A 20,036-nucleotide genomic window follows, 5' to 3' on the forward strand; every position below is an offset into this window, starting at 1 on the left:
GTTTTGCGTTTATCTCATTTCACGCAATAAACGCAACGATTAGAAATCGACGCTCATGCCCAGTTGGAATGTACGTCCCGGTGCAATGGACAACTGTTGATCGTAATAACGTGCGTTATTGGGATCAGTATCGGTCGGAGCCTCAATGTTGCGGCTGTTCTGGTAATCCCAATATTTACGGTCAGTCAGGTTGTAGATGCCACCGTTAATGCGCACGTTTTTGGTGATGCGATAGTATGCAGTCAAATCCACCAAACCATAGCCCGGTACGCTCATAAAGGTGTGGTTGTCCGTGCCCAGGACGTTACCGTTACCGACGCGTTTACGACCTGCGGCGTAATTGGCAGTTTTCCCTTTGGTAAAGGTGGTGATCAACGCACCGCCATAGGTGTTGCTCGGGTCGTCATAGTAGGTCGGCCTTTTGTGGCGTGACGGTGTCGAGATTGACGTAGCGGTCACCGGAGGCGCTGGATTTCGAGGCACCTTGAGTATAGCCGTAAGCCAGACGGGCGCTAAACCCTTTAGCTTGTTCAAACCAGGTGCCCAGTTCGAAGCGCGCGCTCAGTTCGCCGCCGTAGATATAGGCTTTATCGCGGTTTTCGGTGAGATAGAGGATGCGTATATTGTCGGGTACATTGCCAAACATCTCGGGATTGTTGTTTCGGTGGTAATAACCGTTGGCGATAAAGTTTTTGTAATCGTTAATAGAATGCGGCAGCGCTGATCGTTACCCCATCCACGATACGGCCCTTCAGTCCCCGCTCATAGTTATCGCTGGTTTCTGTTTTCAGATTAGGATCGCCGAGCGTGGCATAAGGGCTGGCTCCTCCAAAGCTGCCATAACCTAGTGCCCAGGCACCATAGAGTTGCCCGGCGTTCGGGAACTGAGCGCCGCGCTTGTACTGCACATAGGCCAGCAGGTCCGGCTTCAGGTTGTACTGAAGGGTTAAGGCGGGAAGGATCTGACCGTCGGCGTTGGTGCCGTACATTTTGGCGGTTTCACTTGCCGTTACGTTACCGTGAGTGTTAGTGAACAGGTTATCGGTATTCTCTGGTTTGGCGTGCTGCCAGGCGAAACGCACGGCGGGAATCACCGAGAAATCACGGCCTGCCACATCCCAGGTCATCTTGTCCTGCACAAAAGCACCGGCATTGATGATCTTGCTGTCGGCTTGTGGGCGACCCAGGTCTACTGCACCTGCCGCACCGGCCCGCAGATTTTTGGCAACCAATGGGCGCTCAGACTCTGATTGGCGCAGGTTTACACCGTAACTAAAGCGATGGTTACGCCACTCTTTTGTTGCTTTGCTTTCCAGCCCAAGGGTGTTGGTATCATAGCCGCTCCACACCTGAGTCGGTAACGCGGCATCGCTGATGGTGTAGTCATGGGCTTTGGTTTTGCTAAAGAACAGTTTGCTGTTTAGGCTGTCAAACAGCAGCCCGTCAGTCGGTGTATACAGATCCGCGACGCTCACGCCCCAACGGCGAGTTTTACTGTCCTGAAATGAGGTGCTGCCATCACGGGTAGAGCTACCATCAGCGCCAACATTCCAGGTGGGGAAGTTGCTGTGGTTAAACTTCTCGTAATACTCCACGGTGCCTGTCAACTGATGCAGGTCGTTCGCCTGCCAGATCCCGGAGGCCAGCACCGCGTTGGAGTGCCAGTTGGCTGGATTGCTGTCGATAGCGGCATCGCGATGATTTTCGGTTTCATTACCGTCACGGCGGCTGTAGACCACAACGCCGCGCAGGGTGTCGTCACCGCCTGCGGCAGTAATGCCATTGTGGAAGCTGCGATCGGCGGAGTCATATCCGGCCTGATAGCCAAAGTAGCTATGTTTGTCGCTGCTAAGGAAATTGTCCGGCGATTTGGGCACAAAAGAGACGGAGCCGCCCAGCGCGTTATTGCTGTTCGACACGTCGGTAGCGCCGGAAGCGATATCTACCGAGCCGTACAAGTAGGGATCGAGGTAATCAACGCGGCCGATGCCGGTGCTGCCCGCCTGAACGCGGCCGCTCGGCGTAGAGGTACCGCGATCGGTCCCTGCGGGAAGTTCAACGCCGTCAATATCGATAGAGGCGCGGTTGTTTTCCAGCCCGCGAATGTTGTAGCCGCTGTAGACACCGCGATCGTAGCTGCTCTTGCCTGCGGTTGCCCCTGCGCTGACGCCCGGTGCACTCACTAGCGGTTGGTAGCGCATAATATTGCCGCCTTCTTTCAATAAGTCGTTGGCCGTCAGGGTGGTTTTCGTTCCGCTTCTCGCTCCACGCGGGGAGAAAGTACCGTCATGGTGTCCTGGGACTCTTTCTGGGCATTGTCCGATTTGCCTTGCGCGCTTTGCGCCGCATTGGCGCCAAATGCCAAGCCGGACAGGACGCCGGTCAGCAAAATGTTATTCATATTCTTATGATTTAACATGATAGAGCTCTTGGGTTCGCGATGGTTTGAGTACGTGAAAATGAAGGTGCCGATATTGTCATCGGTGCGGTACGGCGCCGCGTATAGCAAATATAATCATTATCACCATGATTGCGGCATTAAGATTTCTTAATAAAGGAACCCGAAGACGATTGATGAAGTGTTAAGGGAGGAATGCATCTGAGGTTTGTGACAGTGGCTGGCAAGATGCTGTACTATCTGCGCATACATTACCGCGCGGTCAGTATTAGCACGCTGCGGGAATTAAGCATTTTTAGATGACCCGTTTTGGATGATCATTGAGTCACCGCGTAAGGATTATCGATGAGTGAGATTACTCATGACGGCGCAGAACGTCTTGCGCTGCATACGTTTACAGAAAATGCGTACCTGAACTACTCCATGTACGTCATCATGGATCGGGCGCTGCCTTTTATTGGTGACGGCCTCAAGCCAGTGCAACGCCGCATCGTCTATGCGATGTTGGAGCTGGGGCTGAATGCCAGCGCCAAGTTTAAAAAATCCGCCCGTACCGTGGGTGACGTGCTGGGGAAATACCACCCGCACGGTGACAGTGCCTGCTATGAAGCCATGGTGTTGATGGCGCAGCCTTTCTCTTATCGCTATCCGCTGGTGGATGGGCAAGGGAACTGGGGGGCACCGGACGATCCGAAATCCTTCGCTGCGATGCGTTATACCGAGTCTCGCCTCTCCAAATATGCCGAAGTGTTGCTGAGCGAATTGGGGCAGGGGACGGTAGAGTACCAGCTCAACTTTGACGGCACCTTGCAGGAGCCGAAAATGTTGCCCGCGCGTCTGCCCAACATTTTACTTAACGGCACCACTGGTATCGCTGTCGGGATGGCGACGGATATTCCGCCGCACAACGTGCGTGAAGTGGCCGCTGCTGCCGTGGCGCTGCTGGAAAAACCAGATGTATCGCTCGACGATCTGTTGCAGTTCGTTCAGGGGCCGGATTTCCCCACTGAAGCGGAGATCATCACGTCGCGTGATGAACTACGGCGCGTCTATGAGCAGGGGCGTGGTTCAGTACGGATGCGAGCCTTGTGGAAGAAAGAAGAGGGCGAAGTGGTGATCACGGCGTTGCCGCATCAGGTTTCGGGGGCGAAAGTGTTGGAGCAGATCGCCAGCCAAATGCGGGCGAAAAAGCTGCCGATGATCGACGATTTGCGCGATGAATCGGATCATGAGAACCCGACGCGTCTGGTGCTGGTGCCGCGATCTAACCGTATCGAGCTCGATCAGGTGATGAACCACCTGTTTGCCACAACGGATCTGGAAAAAAGCTACCGCATCAACATGAATATGATCGGTCTGGATAACCGCCCCGCCGTGAAAGGCTTGGTGGAGATCCTAAGCGAATGGCTGGTGTTCCGCCGCGATACGGTGCGCCGCCGCCTGAACTACCGTCTGGAAAAAGTGCTCAAGCGTTTGCACATTCTGGAAGGTTTGCTGATTGCGTTTCTGAACATTGATGAAGTTATCCATATCATCCGCACCGAGGATGAGCCAAAAGCGGAACTGATGCGCCGTTATGGCCTGAGTGATACCCAGGCTGAAGCCATTCTGGAATTGAAATTACGGCATTTGGCGCGTCTGGAAGAGATGAAAATCCGCGGCGAGCAAAATGATTTGGAAAAAGAGCGCGATCAGCTTCAGGCGCTGCTGGCATCAGAACGTAAGCTCAACAATCTGCTGAAAAAAGAGATTCAGTCGGATGCTGAAGCCTATGGCGACGATCGCCGTTCGCCGCTGCATGAGCGTGCTGAAGCCAAGGCCATGAGCGAGCACGATTTTGTGCCGTCTGAGCCGGTTACTGTTGTGCTGTCAGAAATGGGCTGGGTGCGCAGCGCCAAAGGGCACGATATCGATCCTTCCGGGCTGAGCTTCAAGGCGGGTGACAGCTTCCGCGCCGCCGCGCGCGGCAAGAGCAACCAGCCGGTGGTGTTTATCGACTCCACCGGGCGTAGCTACGCGCTCGATCCGATTACGTTGCCGTCGGCGCGCGGTCAGGGTGAACCGCTGACCGGCAAACTGACTCCGCCGCCGGGTGCGACCATTGAGCATGTTCTGATGGCCGCGGATGAACAGCGTCTGTTGATGGCGTCCGATGCAGGCTACGGATTTATCTGCACCTTCAACGAGTTGGTCGCGCGCAACCGTGCCGGTAAGGCGATGATCACTCTGCCGGACAACGCCAAAGCGTTGGCGCCAATCGTGGTAGAACACGATGACGATCTGCTGATGGCCGTCACCGCCGCTGGCCGCGTGCTGTTGTTCCCGGTGTCCGATCTGCCTCAGTTGTCAAAAGGCAAAGGCAACAAGATTATTTCCATCTCCTCGGCTGATTTCGCCGCGGGCAAAGATCGCCTGGCTATCCTGCTGGTGCTGTCGCCACAGGCGACGGTGAAACTGTTCTCCGGCAAGCGCAAAATTGTGGTACGCGCGAGTGAACATCACGGTGAACGGGGCCGTAAGGGTACCTTGTCGCGTGGGCTGCAACACATTGACCGCATTGAAGTTGATGCACCGCAAGCCCCGAAGGATAGCAGCGAGGAGTAATGCGCAGCCTGATATCGCCTGATAGCGGTATCAGGCCTCTCTCCCCCTTTCTCACTTGGCTGATGGTGTGGTGCCGCGGCAAAGGATTACCCGTGTGTTTTATGCCGAAGTCGCTATACTAGCGGCGGCGGTTGGCTTATGAGGTTGCTATGTTATTCATTATCCGTTTTGTGGTAGTGGTGATTTTTTCCATTCTGATTTGTCTGTTCGGTACGATTTACTGCCTGTTTAGCCCGAAGAATCCGCGCCACGTGGCGACATTCGGCCATGCATTTGGGCGGCTTTCGACCCTGTTTGGCCTAAAAGTGGAAGTCAGAGTGCCAGCAGATGCAGGACACTACGGTAACTGCATTTATATTGCCAACCATCAGAACAACTACGATATGGTGACGGCATCGAATGCAGTACAGCCCGGCACGGTGACGGTCGGTAAAAAAAGCCTGGTGTGGATCCCTTTCTTTGGGCCGCTCTATTGGTTAGCGGGTAACTTGCTGATTGACAGAGAAAACCGCGCCAAGGCACACGGCATGATTGCGCAAGTGGTCCAACACATTAAAGAGCGCAATATCTCCATCTGGATGTTTCCGGAAGGCACGCGCAGCCGTGGTCGTGGGCTAATGCCGTTTAAAACTGGCGCTTTCCATGCAGCTATCAGCGCCGGTGTACCGATTGTGCCGATTTGCGTGACCAATACCCATAACAAAGTAAAACTGAACCGATGGAATAACGGTCATGTGATTGTTGAAATGCTGCCACCGATTGACACGTCTGCGTATGGTAAAGAGCAGGTGCGTGAACTGGCCGCGCACTGTCATGATGTGATGGCGGCGCGCCTGGCTGAGCTGGATGCCGAAGTGGCTGAGCGGGAGAAAGCGGCGAAGCGTTAAAGATTTTTACGTCCTCCGCGTTGGTGGATGTATACGGTTAGCAAGATTACGGAGTTCTTATGTCACTCAGCCGCCGTCAGTTTATTCAGGCATCGGGGCTTATGGTGTGTGCGGGCGCGTTGCCTGCGACGGCGCAGGCAAGTGGTAAGCAAAATGCGTTACCCATTCCGCCACTGTTGGAGTCTCGTCGCGGACAGCCGCTTTTTTTGACCATGCAGCGTGCTCACTGGGCGTTTTCCGGTGACCGCAAAACCTCGGTGTGGGGCGTCAATGGACGCTATCTCGGCCCGACGGTAAAGGTGTTCAGCGGCTATGACGTCAAACTGATCTACGGCAACCGCCTGAATGAGCCGGTCTCGATGACTGTCAGTGGCTTGCAAGTGCCTGGCCCGCTGATGGGCGGTGCCGGGCGCATGATCTCTCCGGGAACTGACTGGGCCCCCGTGCTGCCGATTCGTCAGGCGGCTGCCACCTGCTGGTATCACGCCAACACGCCAAATCGCATGGCGCCGCACGTTTATCAAGGGCTGGCCGGGCTTTGGTTGGTGGAAGACAGCACCAGCAAGAACCTGCCGATTCCCAACCACTACGGAGTGGATGACTTCCCGCTGATCATTCAGGACAAGCGCCTGGATAACTTTGGCGTTCCGGTCTACAACCCGCCCAGTAGCGGTGGGTTTGTTGGAGATACGCTGCTGGTGAACGGCGTACAAGAGCCGTTTGTCGAAGTCTCACGTGGTTGGGTACGCCTGCGTTTGTTGAATGCTTCGAATGCGCGCCGCTACGTGATGCGTTTAAGCGATGGTCGTCCGATGTACCTTGTCGCCAGCGATTTGGGCTTTTTACCGCTGCCGCTGGCGCTGAATCAGATTTCGTTAGCGCCGGGTGAGCGGCGAGAAATACTGATTGATATGTCTCAGGGTGGGGAAGTGACCTTGACGGCGGGCGATGCGGCCACGCTGATGGAGCGCTTGCGCGGTTTGTTTGAGCCCTCCAGTATTCTGGTGTCAACGCAGATACTGACGTTAAAACCCACCGGCTTGTTGCCATTGGTCACCAACAATCTGCCCGCCCGTTTGCTACCGGATACCGTGCTACCCGCGAATATCAGTCGGACACGGGAGTTCCGTCTGGGTGATAGCTTGCCGGGTATCAATGGTGCGATGTGGGATATGACGCGCACGGATGTCCAGGCGCAAGAAGGGCGCTGTGAACGCTGGATTATTCATGCCGATTCTCCACAGCCGTTCCATATTCAGGGCGCGATGTTCCTGGTGCGTAGCGTCAACGGTGCTGCTCCGGCAGCCGATCAGAGCGGCTGGAAAGATACGGTGTGGGTGGACGGTGACGCAGAACTGTTGGTCTATTTCACCCAATCGTCATCAGCGTCATTCCCGTTCCTGTACTACAGCCACACGCTGGAGATGGCGGATCGTGGTTCTACCGGACAGTTGGTGGTGCAGTGATACTCCTGCGGTAAAACACAAGGGGGCGTCTAGCCCCCAAGCGTTCTGCGCTATAGATTAGCGTTCGGGTTACTTTGCGTTGTCACGGTGGGCTGTGTTTCAGCAACCTTCAGCGTCAGCTTGAACCACTCCACCACGCGATGAATGAGCGGCTCCTGATACCAGGGCAAATCGCCGTGATTTGCCCCTTCCAGTAACACATACTCTGCCGGATTTCCGCCCTGCTTTAAGGCCTTGAACAACTGAGCACTTTGGACCGGAGACACCAGTGTATCTGCGCTGCCGTGCATGATCAGGAACGGGGGTTTTTTGCCGTTGATGTGTCCCATTGGGCTAGCGTACGAGGCTTTTTTCTCATCCTTGCCGATTGCCGCACCGGGGAAATCGCGGAATGCCGCGCCGTGCACCAGCAGCGCTTCGGTTGACGCGGGCGAACGGTGTACTTCTTGTATATTCTCTGGGAAGCCGGCACCAATGTTTAAGAGATTTGAGAAACCGTAAAGTGTCGCAACCGCTTGCACATCTGAGGATTTATCGAGGTTTTCCCCTTTATCGAAGGCTTTCTCATCGTTTGTGGTTCCCAGCATCTGTGCGACATAGCCCCTGGCAGAATCACCTAACACGCCGATACGTTGCGGATCAATGCCGTATTCTGCCGCGTGTGCGCGTAAATAACGCACGGCAGCCTTACCATCAAGCACTGGGGCAGGGAAGGTATCCGGTACTACGTGATATTCTGCTGCCGCAACGACAAAACCTGCTTGTGCCAGTGCCAGACGCATTTCGGTGTATTTTTCATATTCAGCAGAAATAAGACCGCCGCCCGGGAAGTAGACAATGGCAGGTTTCAATACATTGGTTCGAGGCACCAGCAATGACATTTTTAGCTGGTGTACTGAGCGTGTGCCTTTGATTTGTGAGTAGACGACGTTACTGAGCGTGTCGACTTGCCCGCGTGTTACCGGGATCTGAATCACTTCGGCACCGGATGCGTATCCAGGCAGTTGTTGTGGGGCGGAATAGGCGGATGTGGAGGCGATGCCCGTCACTATCGTGCCAATCAAGGCAATCTGTTTTATTTTCATAACCTTCCTTATGCGATCGCTGACGTGGGGTTATTTCAGGTTTTCAGGAAAATTGGCAGGCAGTTCACTGGCCGGGCAAGCGATCACGCTCTCGTTATTTGCGCCACAGTCACGAACAAAGGTAATGGTGGCGAACTCATCGATCACTTCCGTTGGGTAGGCCGGGCCCGCAGCGCGGTAGGCTTGCATGGTAGAGATGTGATCGTTTTGGAAGCACACAGTTTTTTGCGGATCGTTGATAACCCAACGCGGGAAGAAAATGGTGCCGTGGAACAGACGATCGCCCAGATTGACAATCAGGCTGACATCGGTGCCGGTAGGTTCCGTCCAGGAAATCTTATAGACGCTCTGGGCAACGCGAACGATATGGGCAAACTGGTCCTTGACCCAACGGTTGGCGACGATGCCGCTGTGAATGCGGTAATCCAGCGTGTGGTCGTTCTTCACGTAAATTTCATAGTTCCAGCCATTATCGTAGGTATAAACCAGATATTTACCGACAAAATTGCTGAGATCGTGCTTATCAAATGTACTCATGGTCCTGCTCCTTTTGTTCTTGATGTCAGGATCATATTGCGTCACCCTATGAATTAATAACGCTGATTTCCCATATAATTCATCCAAAATTTAGATTGATTATGCACAAGACGACGTTGGAACAATGGTTCCTGCTGGATAAGGTGATTGAGCTGGGCAGTTTTGCTCGCGCGGCGCAGGCGACGCACCGCAGTCAGTCTTCGGTAAGCTACAATCTGGCGCTGCTTCAAGAGCGCCTCGGCGTAGTATTGCTGGAGGCCAAGGGGCGTAAGGCGGAGATAACGCCGGCGGGGGCGTTGCTGCTGGCGCAGGTCAGACCGTTGCTCAACGCCTTTCATTATGTGGAGACGCAGGCTGCTACGCTTAAAAACGGTGTACGTACGCGTCTCGATCTGGTGGTCGATAACGTATTTCCTCGCGAGACGCTGTTTGCCATTTTGCGTGAGTTTCAGCAGTTACACCCCGACACCCACGTTCATCTGACGGAGATACTGGAGAATCAACCTTGGGACGTTGATGCCGATGTGGCGGTGCTGACGCGGCGTGAAGACATGATGGGGCGGGGCGAATGGCTGATGAACATCGATTTTGTTGCCGTGGAGCACCGCGATCACCCTTTGCATCAGCAGCCAGCGCCGCTACGCGAAGAAACGCTGCTGCGCTACCCGCTGGTGAGAATTGCTTCCCGGGAGAACAGCCTACCGCTGGCGGTAACGGCGGCCACCGAATATTGGACTTTCTCCACCGTGGAATCGGCAATTGAAGCGGTGATGCATCAGGTTGGTTATGGCTGGTTACCGGAGGAGTGGATTACAGCACCGCTGGCGTCGGGTGTGTTAAAGACGCTGGCGTTAGGACACGGCACGCGGCGCGCCACACCGTTACACCTGATCGTCCGGAGGGCACTGGCTCCGCTGGATGAACAGGTGAAAACCCTGCTGACGCTGTTTCGACGCACCAGTCGCAGTACTCCCCAAACGGGGCGTACCGAATAAGATTGCATCTGGTTTAGCGCGTTAAGAATGCTGGCAGCGGGGGAGCGTCGGGGAAATATTCGTGTAGCGTATTCCAATCGGGAGGCTGTGATGAGCCTTGAACGGCAACCATGCAAGCGGCAACCCGATTGGCCAGATCGACAGACTCTGTTAGCGACCAGCCCGCAGAAAGCCCAGCCAGCAACCCGCCGCAGTGCGCATCGCCCGCGCCAATGCTGTCCACTACGGTGACCGGATAGGGCGCCACGGCTTCTGGAGCACTGTCCGGTGGGCAAATCCATGCCCCTTCCTTATCCAAGCGACAAATCAACGTCAGCCCGCTGCGTGCGGCGTACTGCTGTGCCAGCGCCAGACACCAGCCGTTGTCCATGTCAGGATGGCGCATAAGCACTGGCAGGTGCAGTGCTTGCATGGCGGTTTCCACCGCATTGCCCCAGTTGCCATTGCCCACGGGCATGCCGTTTAGCACCGAAGCGCCAAGGCGCGTGAGCACGCGCGCCACGTTAAAAGCACAGCCGCCGATTTGCAGTCCGTTGTCTTTGGCTTCCACGTCTTCCCCACTGAGCGGCATACGTGGAACGCCCAGCAGCATATCGCCACAGGCACCGCCAATCACCAGCACTTGCCGGGTGTTTTTTCCCTCATGCATTAGTGATTCTCCCGGGGTTGTAGCAACAGGTAAAGGCCGTAAGTCACGCCGCTGACGCTAAAGGAGAGAAACAGCCCGAGGCTGGAGTTTTCGAAGATACCGGTCGCCCAGGGGCCATCGATAAAACCGGTTCTGGTGACCATCAGCCCGGCAAACGAGGTATATCCCACCAGCGCGAAGCTGGTGACGCCCGCAATGGCTGCGAGCAATGACTGAATAAACGATAATCCGAACGAAACGATGATTGCACCATACACGATGCCAAGAATGCCAATATTCGCGGCGCACCAAATCCAGAACAGTTCTAACGGTTTTCCTGTGCGTTCCGTAGGAGGAACAATATCGATTCCCGTATTTTCAACTTGCCAGGTCTTATTCTGCTGTGTTTCACCCATGACGACGGCTCCTTGTTGGCCTTAATGAAGCGGGTGGCGGAAAGGGCTGTCATGCAGTGACGATAGATGACGGCAGCCATGCCGAAGAGAGAGTCCAATGTTAAAACATAGCAGCGGAACGGCAGGACAGACAGTAATTTAATGCGTTTGTTGAGCTGTGGTGTGTGGAAAGCGCGTAGCACGGAGAAGTTATCGCGATCGCCCTGATGGAAGGCGGTAAGAAAAAAATAAAGGTGCAGCCAAAACAGAATGACTGCACCTTTTCTCAGTTCATGCGTGGGTAAAACGTGTGATACCGAGTGACAACATAAAACGGCTGTTAAAGGTGTTGTTATGTGCCTAATACGTCGGGCACCAAGTACTGCCTGTTACTGCTTATTGCTGTGTGTTGTATTTATGCCATTTCATGTTAATGGACTGTATTTCTGATTGTATTATTCAATGCACGACTTCTTCGATAAACACTTTATTCGATAAACAAGGGCGCGTTCGCGCATTTTCCTGGTATTGCTAAGAGTCCTTTCGTATGCCATTGGAACAAGGGCTGGCATACGTGCTCAGGTGACATTTTTCGCTCTGAGCGCTGTTCTCATCGCACGATATACTTAAATAACAAGGGGATTATTGTGATCTGTGTCGTGAGACGCTGTTTTATGGTCAACTAAATGACCCCCTAGTGTTGGCACGTCTGTATTTAATGTATACAATCCACAGTATAAAAGAAAGTCTAATTAAATGCCATTGAGATACCAATACCAGTCCTGAATCTTGTCTCGTGGTAATTGCTCTCGCCATGTTGATACCTGTTAGGTGTATGCTATTCGTGGCGCAAAATAACACTAGTAAGGCCGTACTATGCAGGAGCTATTTCGTTGGGTCAGGCACACACTTGAGCAACCCTCTTCAGCGCCGCGCTATATGCAATTGGCGATGATTTTGGAACAGGGCATCAGCCAGAAAAAGAGCTTGCTGGTCAGTTCTTCCCTGCTGAACGTATGATTGCCCAGCAGTTGGGGGCTTTCTCGCGTTACGGTCTCCCGCTCTTTGCGCTGTTGGAAGAAAAGGGATTGATTGTGCGCCAGCAGGGCGTCGGAACGCGTATTAGCCAGCATCTTGATTATTCGTTGGATGATGAAGAGGCGGGGTTCACCAAGTTAGTGTTGCAAGCAGGTGGCGTTGCGGGTAATCGCTGGCTGGAGCGCACCACGGTTCTTCTGCCGGACGAGGTCGCCAGTAGCGTGCCCGCTTTGAAAGGCGAGCGTGTGACCAAACTGCGGCGTGTGCGATTGATCAACGGCGAGCCCGTGTCGCTGGAAACCACGTGGATCCCGTTGGATTTGTTGCCTGCACCGGAAATTCTGGAGCACTCGCATCAATATTGGGCAGAGCGCGGGATTGTCCCGGCGAAAAAGAAGGTACGTATCAAGGCAATTGCTTGTCAGGCTGAGACGGCGCGGCTGTTGAATATTCAGCCAGGTATGCCACTGCTGTTTTATCGCCAGCATACTTACAATGCGCAAAATAGCTTGCTTGAGTATTGTGAAATTTATTGTCGCAGTGATATCTACGAAATACAGGTATCGGACTGAGCCGTCTTTCAGCCAGCCTCATCGCTTATAAGGCTGGCTGTCTCGTCAGATTATTGACAACCGCCTCTAGCCCGGCAGTGTTCCCATTCTGCTGTACCCTCATCCGGCCCTGTTGCCGGGTCATTGCAATAAGGCCACCACGGGTTTGATTTGTTGCACACAATATGCGCGTGGGTCCCCGATGCAAAGCCTAGTATGCCTATCAGAAACAGATAGTTGATTGCATTTTTCATCGGTAACATCTCCATATTCACCATGTTTGGGTTATTACACGAACAGCTAAACTGCGTCATGAATCATGGAGTGGGGGTTATACCTGAGCAACGAATAGGGAGCGCTTGTTTGGTGTTTGTTCACGATATTTGAGCGAAATGATTGTTATTTAATACTGCTGCTCAGGGAGAAAGCACATGCAACGGAAAGAAGGGATTTCCGCCACCGGGGAGTGGCGGAGATAACGTTAGTCTTTAGGTTGGGAAATTGGTGCGTGGAACATCAGGGTCTGGCCCCAGCCGTTTGCCAGAATCCAGCTTGGCGATATCTCCCAACTCGTCTTTGTCGAGACGGAAATCGAACACGTCGAAATTTTCTCGGATACGCGTGGGCGTAACCGATTTAGGGATCACCACCAGGCCGGAATCTAAATGCCAGCGGATCACGATCTGCGCCGGCGTTTTGCCGTATTTCAGCGCCAGTTGTCGGATCAGCGGTTGATCAAATACGCCTTCACCGCCTTGTGCCAACGGGCTCCAGGACTCGGTTTGGATCTGGTGTGTGGCATTCCAGGCGTGTAATTGGCGTTGCTGAAACAGAGGATGCAGTTCAACCTGATTAATCACCGGGAAGACGCCCGTTTCAGCTTTAAGGCGCTGTAAGTGGTGCGGGTGAAAATTGCTGACGCCAATACTTTTTGTCAGACCTTGTTCCTGCAAACGCAGCAGGCCGCGCCAGGCATCGACGTAGGTATCCTGATCCGGTACCGGCCAGTGGATCAGATAAAGATCGACAAAATCCAGCCGCAATTTTTGTAGGCTCTCTTCTTCCAGGGCTTTTTGCGGATCGGACTGATCGGTATTCCACAGTTTGGTGGTGATAAAAAGTTGATCGCGGGGCAAGGTGCTGGCCTGTAGCGCTTCTCCGACGCCAGCCTCATTTTTGTAAATCGCAGCGGTATCAATGGCCCGGTAGCCGGTGTCTAGCGCATCGGTCACGGCGGCCACCGTTTGATCGTGTGTTGCTTGCCACACTCCCAGGCCGAGCTGCGGCATAATGTTGCCATCGGCCAGTTTGATCATGGGTTGCGTCGTCATGTCATTCTCCTTTATTCGAGAATCATCCCTGCCGAGGTAGGCAAGGGCTCGGTTAGTGTTCAGCCACCGGATACGGTGATGAATGGGATCCCTTCAACCCTGTTCGTAATCGATAGGACATGTCGGTTAAGTCTAGCCGAAAATAGCCGCAAAGCGGCGAGGGGATTTAGCGGTACCTACCTTTCTTGCGAATAACATCAAGAAAATCAGAGAACAGCGGGTACCGCTGCGGAATAGTCGGAAAGAGAGGGCGCGTTAGGCAGCGGAGCGCCTTTTATGCCACAGCATCACCAGCATGCCAACCAATCCACTGATCAGTAAAACAATGGGGAGAATGATCAGGGAGGTCATGACCTGGTCTTCATAACGCTTGACCAGTGGCACATGGCTAATGGCATAGCCCAGTGTGACAATACCAAACACCCACAAAAAGCCGCTCAACCAGTTGAACAACTGAAAACGAAGGCTGTTGAGGCCGGAAATACCTGCTATGGTCGGCAACAGCGTGCGGATAAAGGCCAGAAAACGGCCAATCAGCAATGCCATCAGACCGTGGCGGTGGAACATGTGGTAGGCACGCTGGTGATAGTGTGCGGGCAGTTGCAGCAGCCACCCTTTAACAATGCGCGTATCTCCTAACCAGCGACCTTGCAGGTAGCTGAGCCAACAGCCGAGACTGGCTGCGATGGTAAGCAGTAACATGGTGGGCACGAAACTCATCACGCCTTTGGCGATCATAGCGCCGGTGAGCAGCAGCAGGCTGTCTCCCGGCAGAAAAGATGCCGGCAGCAAGCCATTTTCCAGAAATAATGTCGTGAAAAGAATGCCGTAGATAACCCAGATAACATTGGGGTCGGCCAACGCACTGAAATCTTGCTGCCACAGCGCCTGAATGATGTCGTGAACCACACTCATATTACTTCCTGCCAGGTGTAGGGGCCCAAAGTACAACCGCGCTCGCACAAACGCCGAACGGATCAATCTGTGTCGCTAAGCAATAGCGTAGGGCCAAGAACTTAGTGTCGCCAATACGAACGCCTCTCGGCGGCATAAGTTGTGTTATTCATATAAAGCGGTTTTTTTGTCTTACTTATTCCGTTCATCATACACGCTTTATACACACCACCGCAGCCATATCAAGGGATATCGCCGTCACACTTTGTGAATTCTGTTGAATCCGGCCGTCAAATCATCGATCAGATCATCACAGTCTTCAAGCCTGATATGTAACCGAATAAGTGTGCCGGTGAAATCAACGCCGCCAGCGGGACGAATAGCAGCCAGATCTTCCGGCTGATTGGCAAAAATCAGGGATTCGAAACCGCCCCAGGAGTAGGCCATGCTGAAATGGGCGGAATTATCCAGATAGTCAGACAGCTGTTCCTTGCTCAGCTTTTGCTTCAGCACAAAGGAAAATAATCCGTTACATCCTGTGAAATCATGGACATAGAACTCATGCCCTTTACAGCTTGGCAGAGCAGGGTGGTTTACCACCGCCACTTCCGGCCGCTCAGCGAGCCAGTGGGCGATACGCAGGCTGCTCTCCTGATGCTGCTTGAGGCGAACCCCGAGGGTGCGCAGGCCACGGCTGGCGACGTAAGCGGTATCGGCATCGACCATTTGTCCCATCAGATAGGAATACTCACGCAGTCGATCCCAGCAGCGTGCGTTGGCAACGGCGGTACCCAGCATGGCATCGGAGTGGCCGACGATATACTTGGTGCCGGACTGCACGGAGATATCAATACCGAACTCGAGCGCTTTAAACAGAATGCCCGCCGCCCAGGTGTTATCCATGATGATCACAATATCAGGGTTAACGCGCCGCACAGCGCTGACGATGGCAGGGACATCGTGCACTTCCATGGTGATTGAACCGGGAGATTCGAGGAACACCACTTTGGTGTTTTCCTGAATCAGGTCGGCAATACCAGCACCGATAAGCGGATCAAAATAGGTGGTGGCGACATTAAACTTGCTCAGGACGTTATCACAGAAAGCCTGCGTCGGTTCATAGACGGAACCGGTAACCAGCACATGATCCCCGCCTGACACAAAAGAGAGTATCGCATTGGTGATCGCCGCTGCGCCGCATAGGTAAAGCGCACAACCTGCGCCGCCCTCCAGCTCCGTCATCGCTTCCTGTAACGAGAAGTGCGTCAGTGTGCCGCGACGTCCGTAGAACAGACGCCCTTTGGCCCGGTTGATGGTTGCCTGCTTCTTGTCTGCAACCGTCTCAAAAATCAGAGATGAGGCGCGTTGAATAACGCTGTTGACCGATTCCTGAGTGTATCTTTTGCTGCGTCCTGCGGCGACCAGCGCCGTTGCTGTTTTCTTGCTGCTCATGTCTGTTTCACCAAAGGTAACGGAAAGGTCTACGTTAACATGGCGCGACGACGAGGGGGATGGCGTTTTTTACCCTGAGGGAAAAATGGTCAGAGTCACTGTTTTTCCGAAGGATGGAGTGACGTCATGCTGGCGAGCTCGGAGGAAGTGCCAGCCCGTCTTGCACGAAGGGCTGGCGGAATTGATGCGAACTTACCCGGTATGGACGCCGAAAAACTTGGGCAGCCACAGGGAAATGGCGGGAATGTAGGTGACCAACATCAAGACGAAGAACAGGCCGCAGTAGAAGGGCAGCATAGCTTTCACCACCTGTTCTATCTTCTGTTTACTGACGGCGCTGGCAACAAACAGCACGGAGCCTACTGGCGGAGTGATCAAACCAATCCCCAGGTTAACCAGCATGATCATGCCGAAATGTACGGGATCGACGCCGAGTGAAATGGCGACAGGTAACAGCACAGGCGTCAGGATCAGCGGTGCCATGTCCATCAACGTGCCAACCAACAGCAGCATGATGTTGATCCACATCAGAATGACGTACTTGTTATCCGAGATAGAGGTAAAGAATTCGGTAATGCGGCTCGGTAACTGCATATAGGTCATGATAACGCCGAATGCAGCAGTAAAACCGATCAGGATCATCACGATGGTGACGGTTTTTACCGTGCGGTACATCAGCTTCGGCAGCTCTGTCCAGGTGTAATCCTTGTAGATGAACATGGTGACGAAGAACGACCATACGCAAGCGATGGCCGCGGATTCGGTGGCGGTGAAGATCCCAGAGAGAATCCTCCCCCATGATGATCACCACGGTCACAGGCCCCACAGGGTATCCACAAAAATCTTCAGCGCTTGTTTGAACGGGATCTTCTCGCCTTTAGGGTAGCCGCGTTTGTGGGCAAAGCCCACGCACATCACCATCATGGTGAAGCTCAGCAGCAGGCCCGGCATGATACCGGCGATGAACAGTGAAGCGATAGACACCGTGCCGCCAGTGGCCAGCGAATAGATGACCGAGTTATGGCTGGGCGGTGTGAGGATGGCCTGCACCGAACCGCTGGCGGTCACGGCAGCAGCAAAATCACGCGGGTAACCTTTCTTTTCCATTTCTGGGATCATCACTGAACCGATGGAGGCAGTGTCCGCCACCGATGAACCGGAGATGGCACCAAAGAAGGTTGAAGCCACAATATTCACCAGCGACAGGCCGCCGCTCGAGCCGGAGCCGCTTGGCTAAGTCAGCCGCTGTTATCGCAAACGATGGATAACCTGATTGCTGCTGCTGCGCCAGATTAACGCAGGATCTTTGAGATCCTGTACAAATTTACCGTCTACTAACACGTTGATCAGCGCCACGACCTGTTGTTGCTCGGAGGTGAGTTCAGCCAGCACGTAGCCGGTCCGCATCCAGATATCTTTGTCGGGGCATTCGGCGCGAATACGCTGCACCAGACGCAGTACGTCCGGTACGTTTTGCGGATGGAGCGGATCGCCACCGGAGAGCGTCAAGCCTTGGCGCGGAATCTGCGTATCCTGCAAATCGGCAATAATCTGGTCTTCCAGCGCCTGAGTGAAAGGAAGGCCGGAATTGAGACGCCAGGTGCTTTTGTTGTAGCAACCTGGGTATTGATGCACGCAACCGGAAACGAACAGCGTACAGCGCGTGCCGGGCCCGTTGACCACGTCAACCGGGTAATACTGGTGATAATTCATGGTATGGCGTTGTTTGCTGGTTAGAGATAGCCGGCATCCCGTCGACGCCGGTAAAAGTGCGAAGTTGGCCGCGTCCTTGCGACCATCAGGCACTGCGCGGGCCGCTTAGCCCAGTTGACCATTGCCGAGATGCTTGATCCCGGCGTTTCACTTCTTCCTGCTTCCCGGCGTTGAACGGACGTGCATCCGGACCGCTCAAATAGCCGCATACGCGACGCGTCACGGATACGCGAGCGGAGTCGTGATTGCCATATTTCGGGCAGGTAAAGCCTTTGCTGGTGCACTCAAACTCACCGGTGAAGCCACACTCATAACACTCATCGATCGGCGTATTGGTACCGTAATAGGGCACACGGCTATAGCTGTAATCCCAGACACAGGTTTTCGCTCGGCGTGCTGTAGAGGCTGAAGCCGTAGCCCGTCTCTTCTTTCCACTGCTCCGTCGCGGCTTTCAAGCGTGCGACGATGGCGACAGCTTTCTCACGCAGTTGCTCATTGTCGAATAAGTGCGTCTGGTTAACCGAACAGAGCGTTAACGGTTTCATGAATCCCGATGTAGCCCAGAGAAATGGATGCACGGCCATTTTTGAAGATTTCGGCAATGTTGTCGTCGGCTTTCAAACGTACACCGCATGCACCTTCCATATACAGGATCGGTGCGACGCGGGCTTTGACGTTTTCCAGACGAGCAATACGCGTCATCAGCGCTTTTTTCGCCAGTTGCAGACGATTATCCAACAGGTTCCAGAAGCGCTCTTCGTTATGCTCAGCCTCCAGCGCGATGCGCGGCAGATTCAGGCTGATCACACCGAGGTTGTTGCGACCATCATGAATCTGTTTGCCCTCTTCCTCATACACCCCAAGGAAACTGTGGCAGCCCATCGGCGTTTTAAACGAGCCGGTCACTTCAACCACCTGATCGTAGTTGAGGATATCTGGGTACATATGCTTGCTGGCGCAGTCCAACGCCAGTTGCTTGATATCGTAGTTCGGATCGGCGGCCTTGTGATTGACGCCGTCGCGGATAGCGAACACCAGTTTGGGGAACACCGCCGTTTTACGGTTTTTGCCCAACCCGGCAATGCGATTACGCAGGATCGACTGCTGAATCAAGCGTGATTCCCAACTGGTGCCGAGGCCGAAACCAAAGGTCACAAACGGTGTTTGACCGTTGGCGGTGTGCAGCGTATTGACCTCATACTCCAGCGACTGGAAGGCGTCGTAGCACTCTTTTTCGGTACGAGACAGCGCATAGGCTTCGGCGTTAGGAATGTGTCATTCAGCGGCAATCTCCCGGTGCTTCTTATGGCTGGCGGTGACGAACGGTGCCAGAATTTCATCAATACGGTTAATAGTGGTGCCGCCGTAAATATGGCTCGCGACCTGCGCGATAATCTGGGCGGTCACCGCTGTGGCAGTGGAGATGGATTTGGGTGGCTCAATCTCCCCATTACCCATCTTGAATCCTTTGGTCAGCATGCCTTCAAGATCGATCAGCATACAGTTGAACATCGGGAAGAAGGGCGAATAGTCCAGATCGTGGTAGTGAATTTCTCCGCTCTCATGGGCAAGCACCACATCGCGCGGCAGGATATGCTGCTTGGCATAGTGCTTGGCAACGATCCCGGCCAACAGGTCGCGCTGGGTTGGGATCACTTTACTGTCTTTGTTGGCGTTCTCGTTGAGCAGGGCCATGTTGCTCTGTTCAACCAGACCGCGAATTTCCTGATTCAAACGTCCGCGCTGTTCGCGGGCGACATCACGATCGTGACGGTACTCAATGTAGGTACGTGCAAGCTGCTTATACTGGCCAGACATCAGCAGGTTTTCAACGGCGTTCTGGATATCGCGGATATCCACACGTGCTTTCCCTTGCATTTGTTGAGCGACCGCACAGGCCACGGTTGCACAGTAATCTGTATCATCAACTCCTGCTGCATGTGCAGCACGTTCGACCGCCTGCTTGATGAGCATCTCATCAAAAGGCACCTGGCAACCGTCCCGTTTAATCACTACTGGTTTCAACGTTCGTTCCTCAGAGTTGTCCACAAGCGAAATCCGC

13 protein-coding genes and 4 pseudogenes are annotated in these 20,036 nt (G+C 53.9%); 6 read left to right on the forward strand and 11 right to left on the reverse strand.

Going from position 1 to position 20,036, the window contains the following annotated elements; genetic code table 11:
* Positions 1-39 precede the first annotated feature (39 nt).
* A pseudogene (locus tag ACMZI0_RS15880) lies at positions 40-2,419 on the reverse strand (TonB-dependent receptor domain-containing protein).
* 324 nt (positions 2,420-2,743) lie between these two features.
* Here ACMZI0_RS15880 and parC point away from each other — a divergent pair.
* The 3 genes from parC (at position 2,744) to ftsP (ending at position 7,355) form a co-directional block, all read left to right on the forward strand.
* Positions 2,744-5,002 carry a DNA topoisomerase IV subunit A gene (parC, locus tag ACMZI0_RS15885; RefSeq protein WP_415673688.1) on the forward strand — a complete coding sequence of 753 codons (2,259 nt, stop codon included), beginning with the start codon at positions 2,744-2,746 and terminating at the stop codon, positions 5,000-5,002.
* A 149-nt stretch (positions 5,003-5,151) separates the two neighbouring features.
* Positions 5,152-5,889: a 1-acylglycerol-3-phosphate O-acyltransferase gene (locus ACMZI0_RS15890; RefSeq protein WP_415673689.1), complete on the forward strand. Its 738-nt coding sequence runs from the start codon at positions 5,152-5,154 to the stop codon at positions 5,887-5,889.
* A gap of 59 nt (positions 5,890-5,948) precedes the next feature.
* The gene (gene ftsP, locus ACMZI0_RS15895; RefSeq protein WP_415673690.1) at positions 5,949-7,355 is read left to right on the forward strand and encodes a cell division protein FtsP; all 1,407 of its coding nucleotides are present in this window, start codon (positions 5,949-5,951) and stop codon (positions 7,353-7,355) included.
* 50 nt (positions 7,356-7,405) lie between these two features.
* Here the strand turns inward: ftsP and ACMZI0_RS15900 are convergent, their stop codons facing one another.
* Positions 7,406-8,440 carry an alpha/beta hydrolase fold domain-containing protein gene (locus tag ACMZI0_RS15900; protein ID WP_415673691.1) on the reverse strand — a complete coding sequence of 345 codons (1,035 nt, stop codon included), beginning with the start codon at positions 8,438-8,440 and terminating at the stop codon, positions 7,406-7,408.
* A gap of 30 nt (positions 8,441-8,470) precedes the next feature.
* Positions 8,471-8,977 (reverse strand): phenolic acid decarboxylase, encoded by a 507-nt coding sequence (locus tag ACMZI0_RS15905; RefSeq protein WP_415673692.1) that lies wholly within the window; start codon positions 8,975-8,977, stop codon positions 8,471-8,473.
* Positions 8,978-9,078: 101 nt separating this feature from the next.
* On the opposite strand from ACMZI0_RS15905, the gene ACMZI0_RS15910 reads away from it, so the two are divergent.
* Positions 9,079-9,972 carry a LysR family transcriptional regulator gene (locus ACMZI0_RS15910; protein ID WP_415673693.1) on the forward strand — a complete coding sequence of 298 codons (894 nt, stop codon included), beginning with the start codon at positions 9,079-9,081 and terminating at the stop codon, positions 9,970-9,972.
* A gap of 13 nt (positions 9,973-9,985) precedes the next feature.
* Here ACMZI0_RS15910 and ACMZI0_RS15915 read toward each other — a convergent pair whose 3' ends face one another.
* A complete protein-coding gene (locus ACMZI0_RS15915) occupies positions 9,986-10,621 on the reverse strand; it encodes a PfkB family carbohydrate kinase (RefSeq protein ID WP_415673694.1) in 636 nt (211 codons plus the stop codon).
* A 146-nt stretch (positions 10,622-10,767) separates the two neighbouring features.
* Positions 10,768-11,016, reverse strand: a pseudogene (locus tag ACMZI0_RS15920) (cytosine permease); the annotation flags it as partial.
* 855 nt (positions 11,017-11,871) lie between these two features.
* On the opposite strand from ACMZI0_RS15920, the gene ACMZI0_RS15925 reads away from it, so the two are divergent.
* Both ACMZI0_RS15925 and ACMZI0_RS15930 read left to right on the forward strand, forming a co-directional pair.
* Positions 11,872-12,015, forward strand: a complete 144-nt coding sequence (locus tag ACMZI0_RS15925) for a hypothetical protein (protein WP_415673695.1) — start codon at positions 11,872-11,874, stop codon at positions 12,013-12,015.
* The gene (locus ACMZI0_RS15930; protein ID WP_415673696.1) at positions 12,012-12,605 is read left to right on the forward strand and encodes a GntR family transcriptional regulator; all 594 of its coding nucleotides are present in this window, start codon (positions 12,012-12,014) and stop codon (positions 12,603-12,605) included. Before ACMZI0_RS15925 ends, ACMZI0_RS15930 begins: the two co-directional genes overlap by 4 nt.
* A gap of 467 nt (positions 12,606-13,072) precedes the next feature.
* On the opposite strand, the gene dkgA is transcribed toward ACMZI0_RS15930, so the two are convergent.
* From dkgA to nrdD, 6 genes and pseudogenes are all read right to left on the reverse strand, one after another.
* Complete coding sequence (gene dkgA / locus ACMZI0_RS15935; protein ID WP_415673697.1) at positions 13,073-13,915, reverse strand: 2,5-didehydrogluconate reductase DkgA; 843 nt, start codon at positions 13,913-13,915, stop codon at positions 13,073-13,075.
* A gap of 255 nt (positions 13,916-14,170) precedes the next feature.
* Positions 14,171-14,830: a DedA family protein gene (locus ACMZI0_RS15940; protein WP_415673698.1), complete on the reverse strand. Its 660-nt coding sequence runs from the start codon at positions 14,828-14,830 to the stop codon at positions 14,171-14,173.
* 237 nt (positions 14,831-15,067) lie between these two features.
* On the reverse strand, positions 15,068-16,261 hold the full coding sequence (metC, locus tag ACMZI0_RS15945) for a cystathionine beta-lyase (protein ID WP_415673699.1): 1,194 nt from the start codon (positions 16,259-16,261) through the stop codon (positions 15,068-15,070).
* Positions 16,262-16,453: 192 nt separating this feature from the next.
* Positions 16,454-17,467 (reverse strand): annotated as a pseudogene (locus ACMZI0_RS15950) (TRAP transporter large permease).
* A 42-nt stretch (positions 17,468-17,509) separates the two neighbouring features.
* Positions 17,510-17,974: an anaerobic ribonucleoside-triphosphate reductase-activating protein gene (gene nrdG, locus ACMZI0_RS15955; protein ID WP_415673700.1), complete on the reverse strand. Its 465-nt coding sequence runs from the start codon at positions 17,972-17,974 to the stop codon at positions 17,510-17,512.
* Between the two features lie 105 nt (positions 17,975-18,079).
* Positions 18,080-19,999 (reverse strand): annotated as a pseudogene (gene nrdD / locus ACMZI0_RS15960) (anaerobic ribonucleoside-triphosphate reductase).
* Positions 20,000-20,036: the final 37 nt, after the last annotated feature.

The sequence above is a fragment of the Symbiopectobacterium sp. genome (assembly GCF_047692315.1).
Classification (GTDB): Bacteria; Pseudomonadota; Gammaproteobacteria; order Enterobacterales; family Enterobacteriaceae; genus Symbiopectobacterium.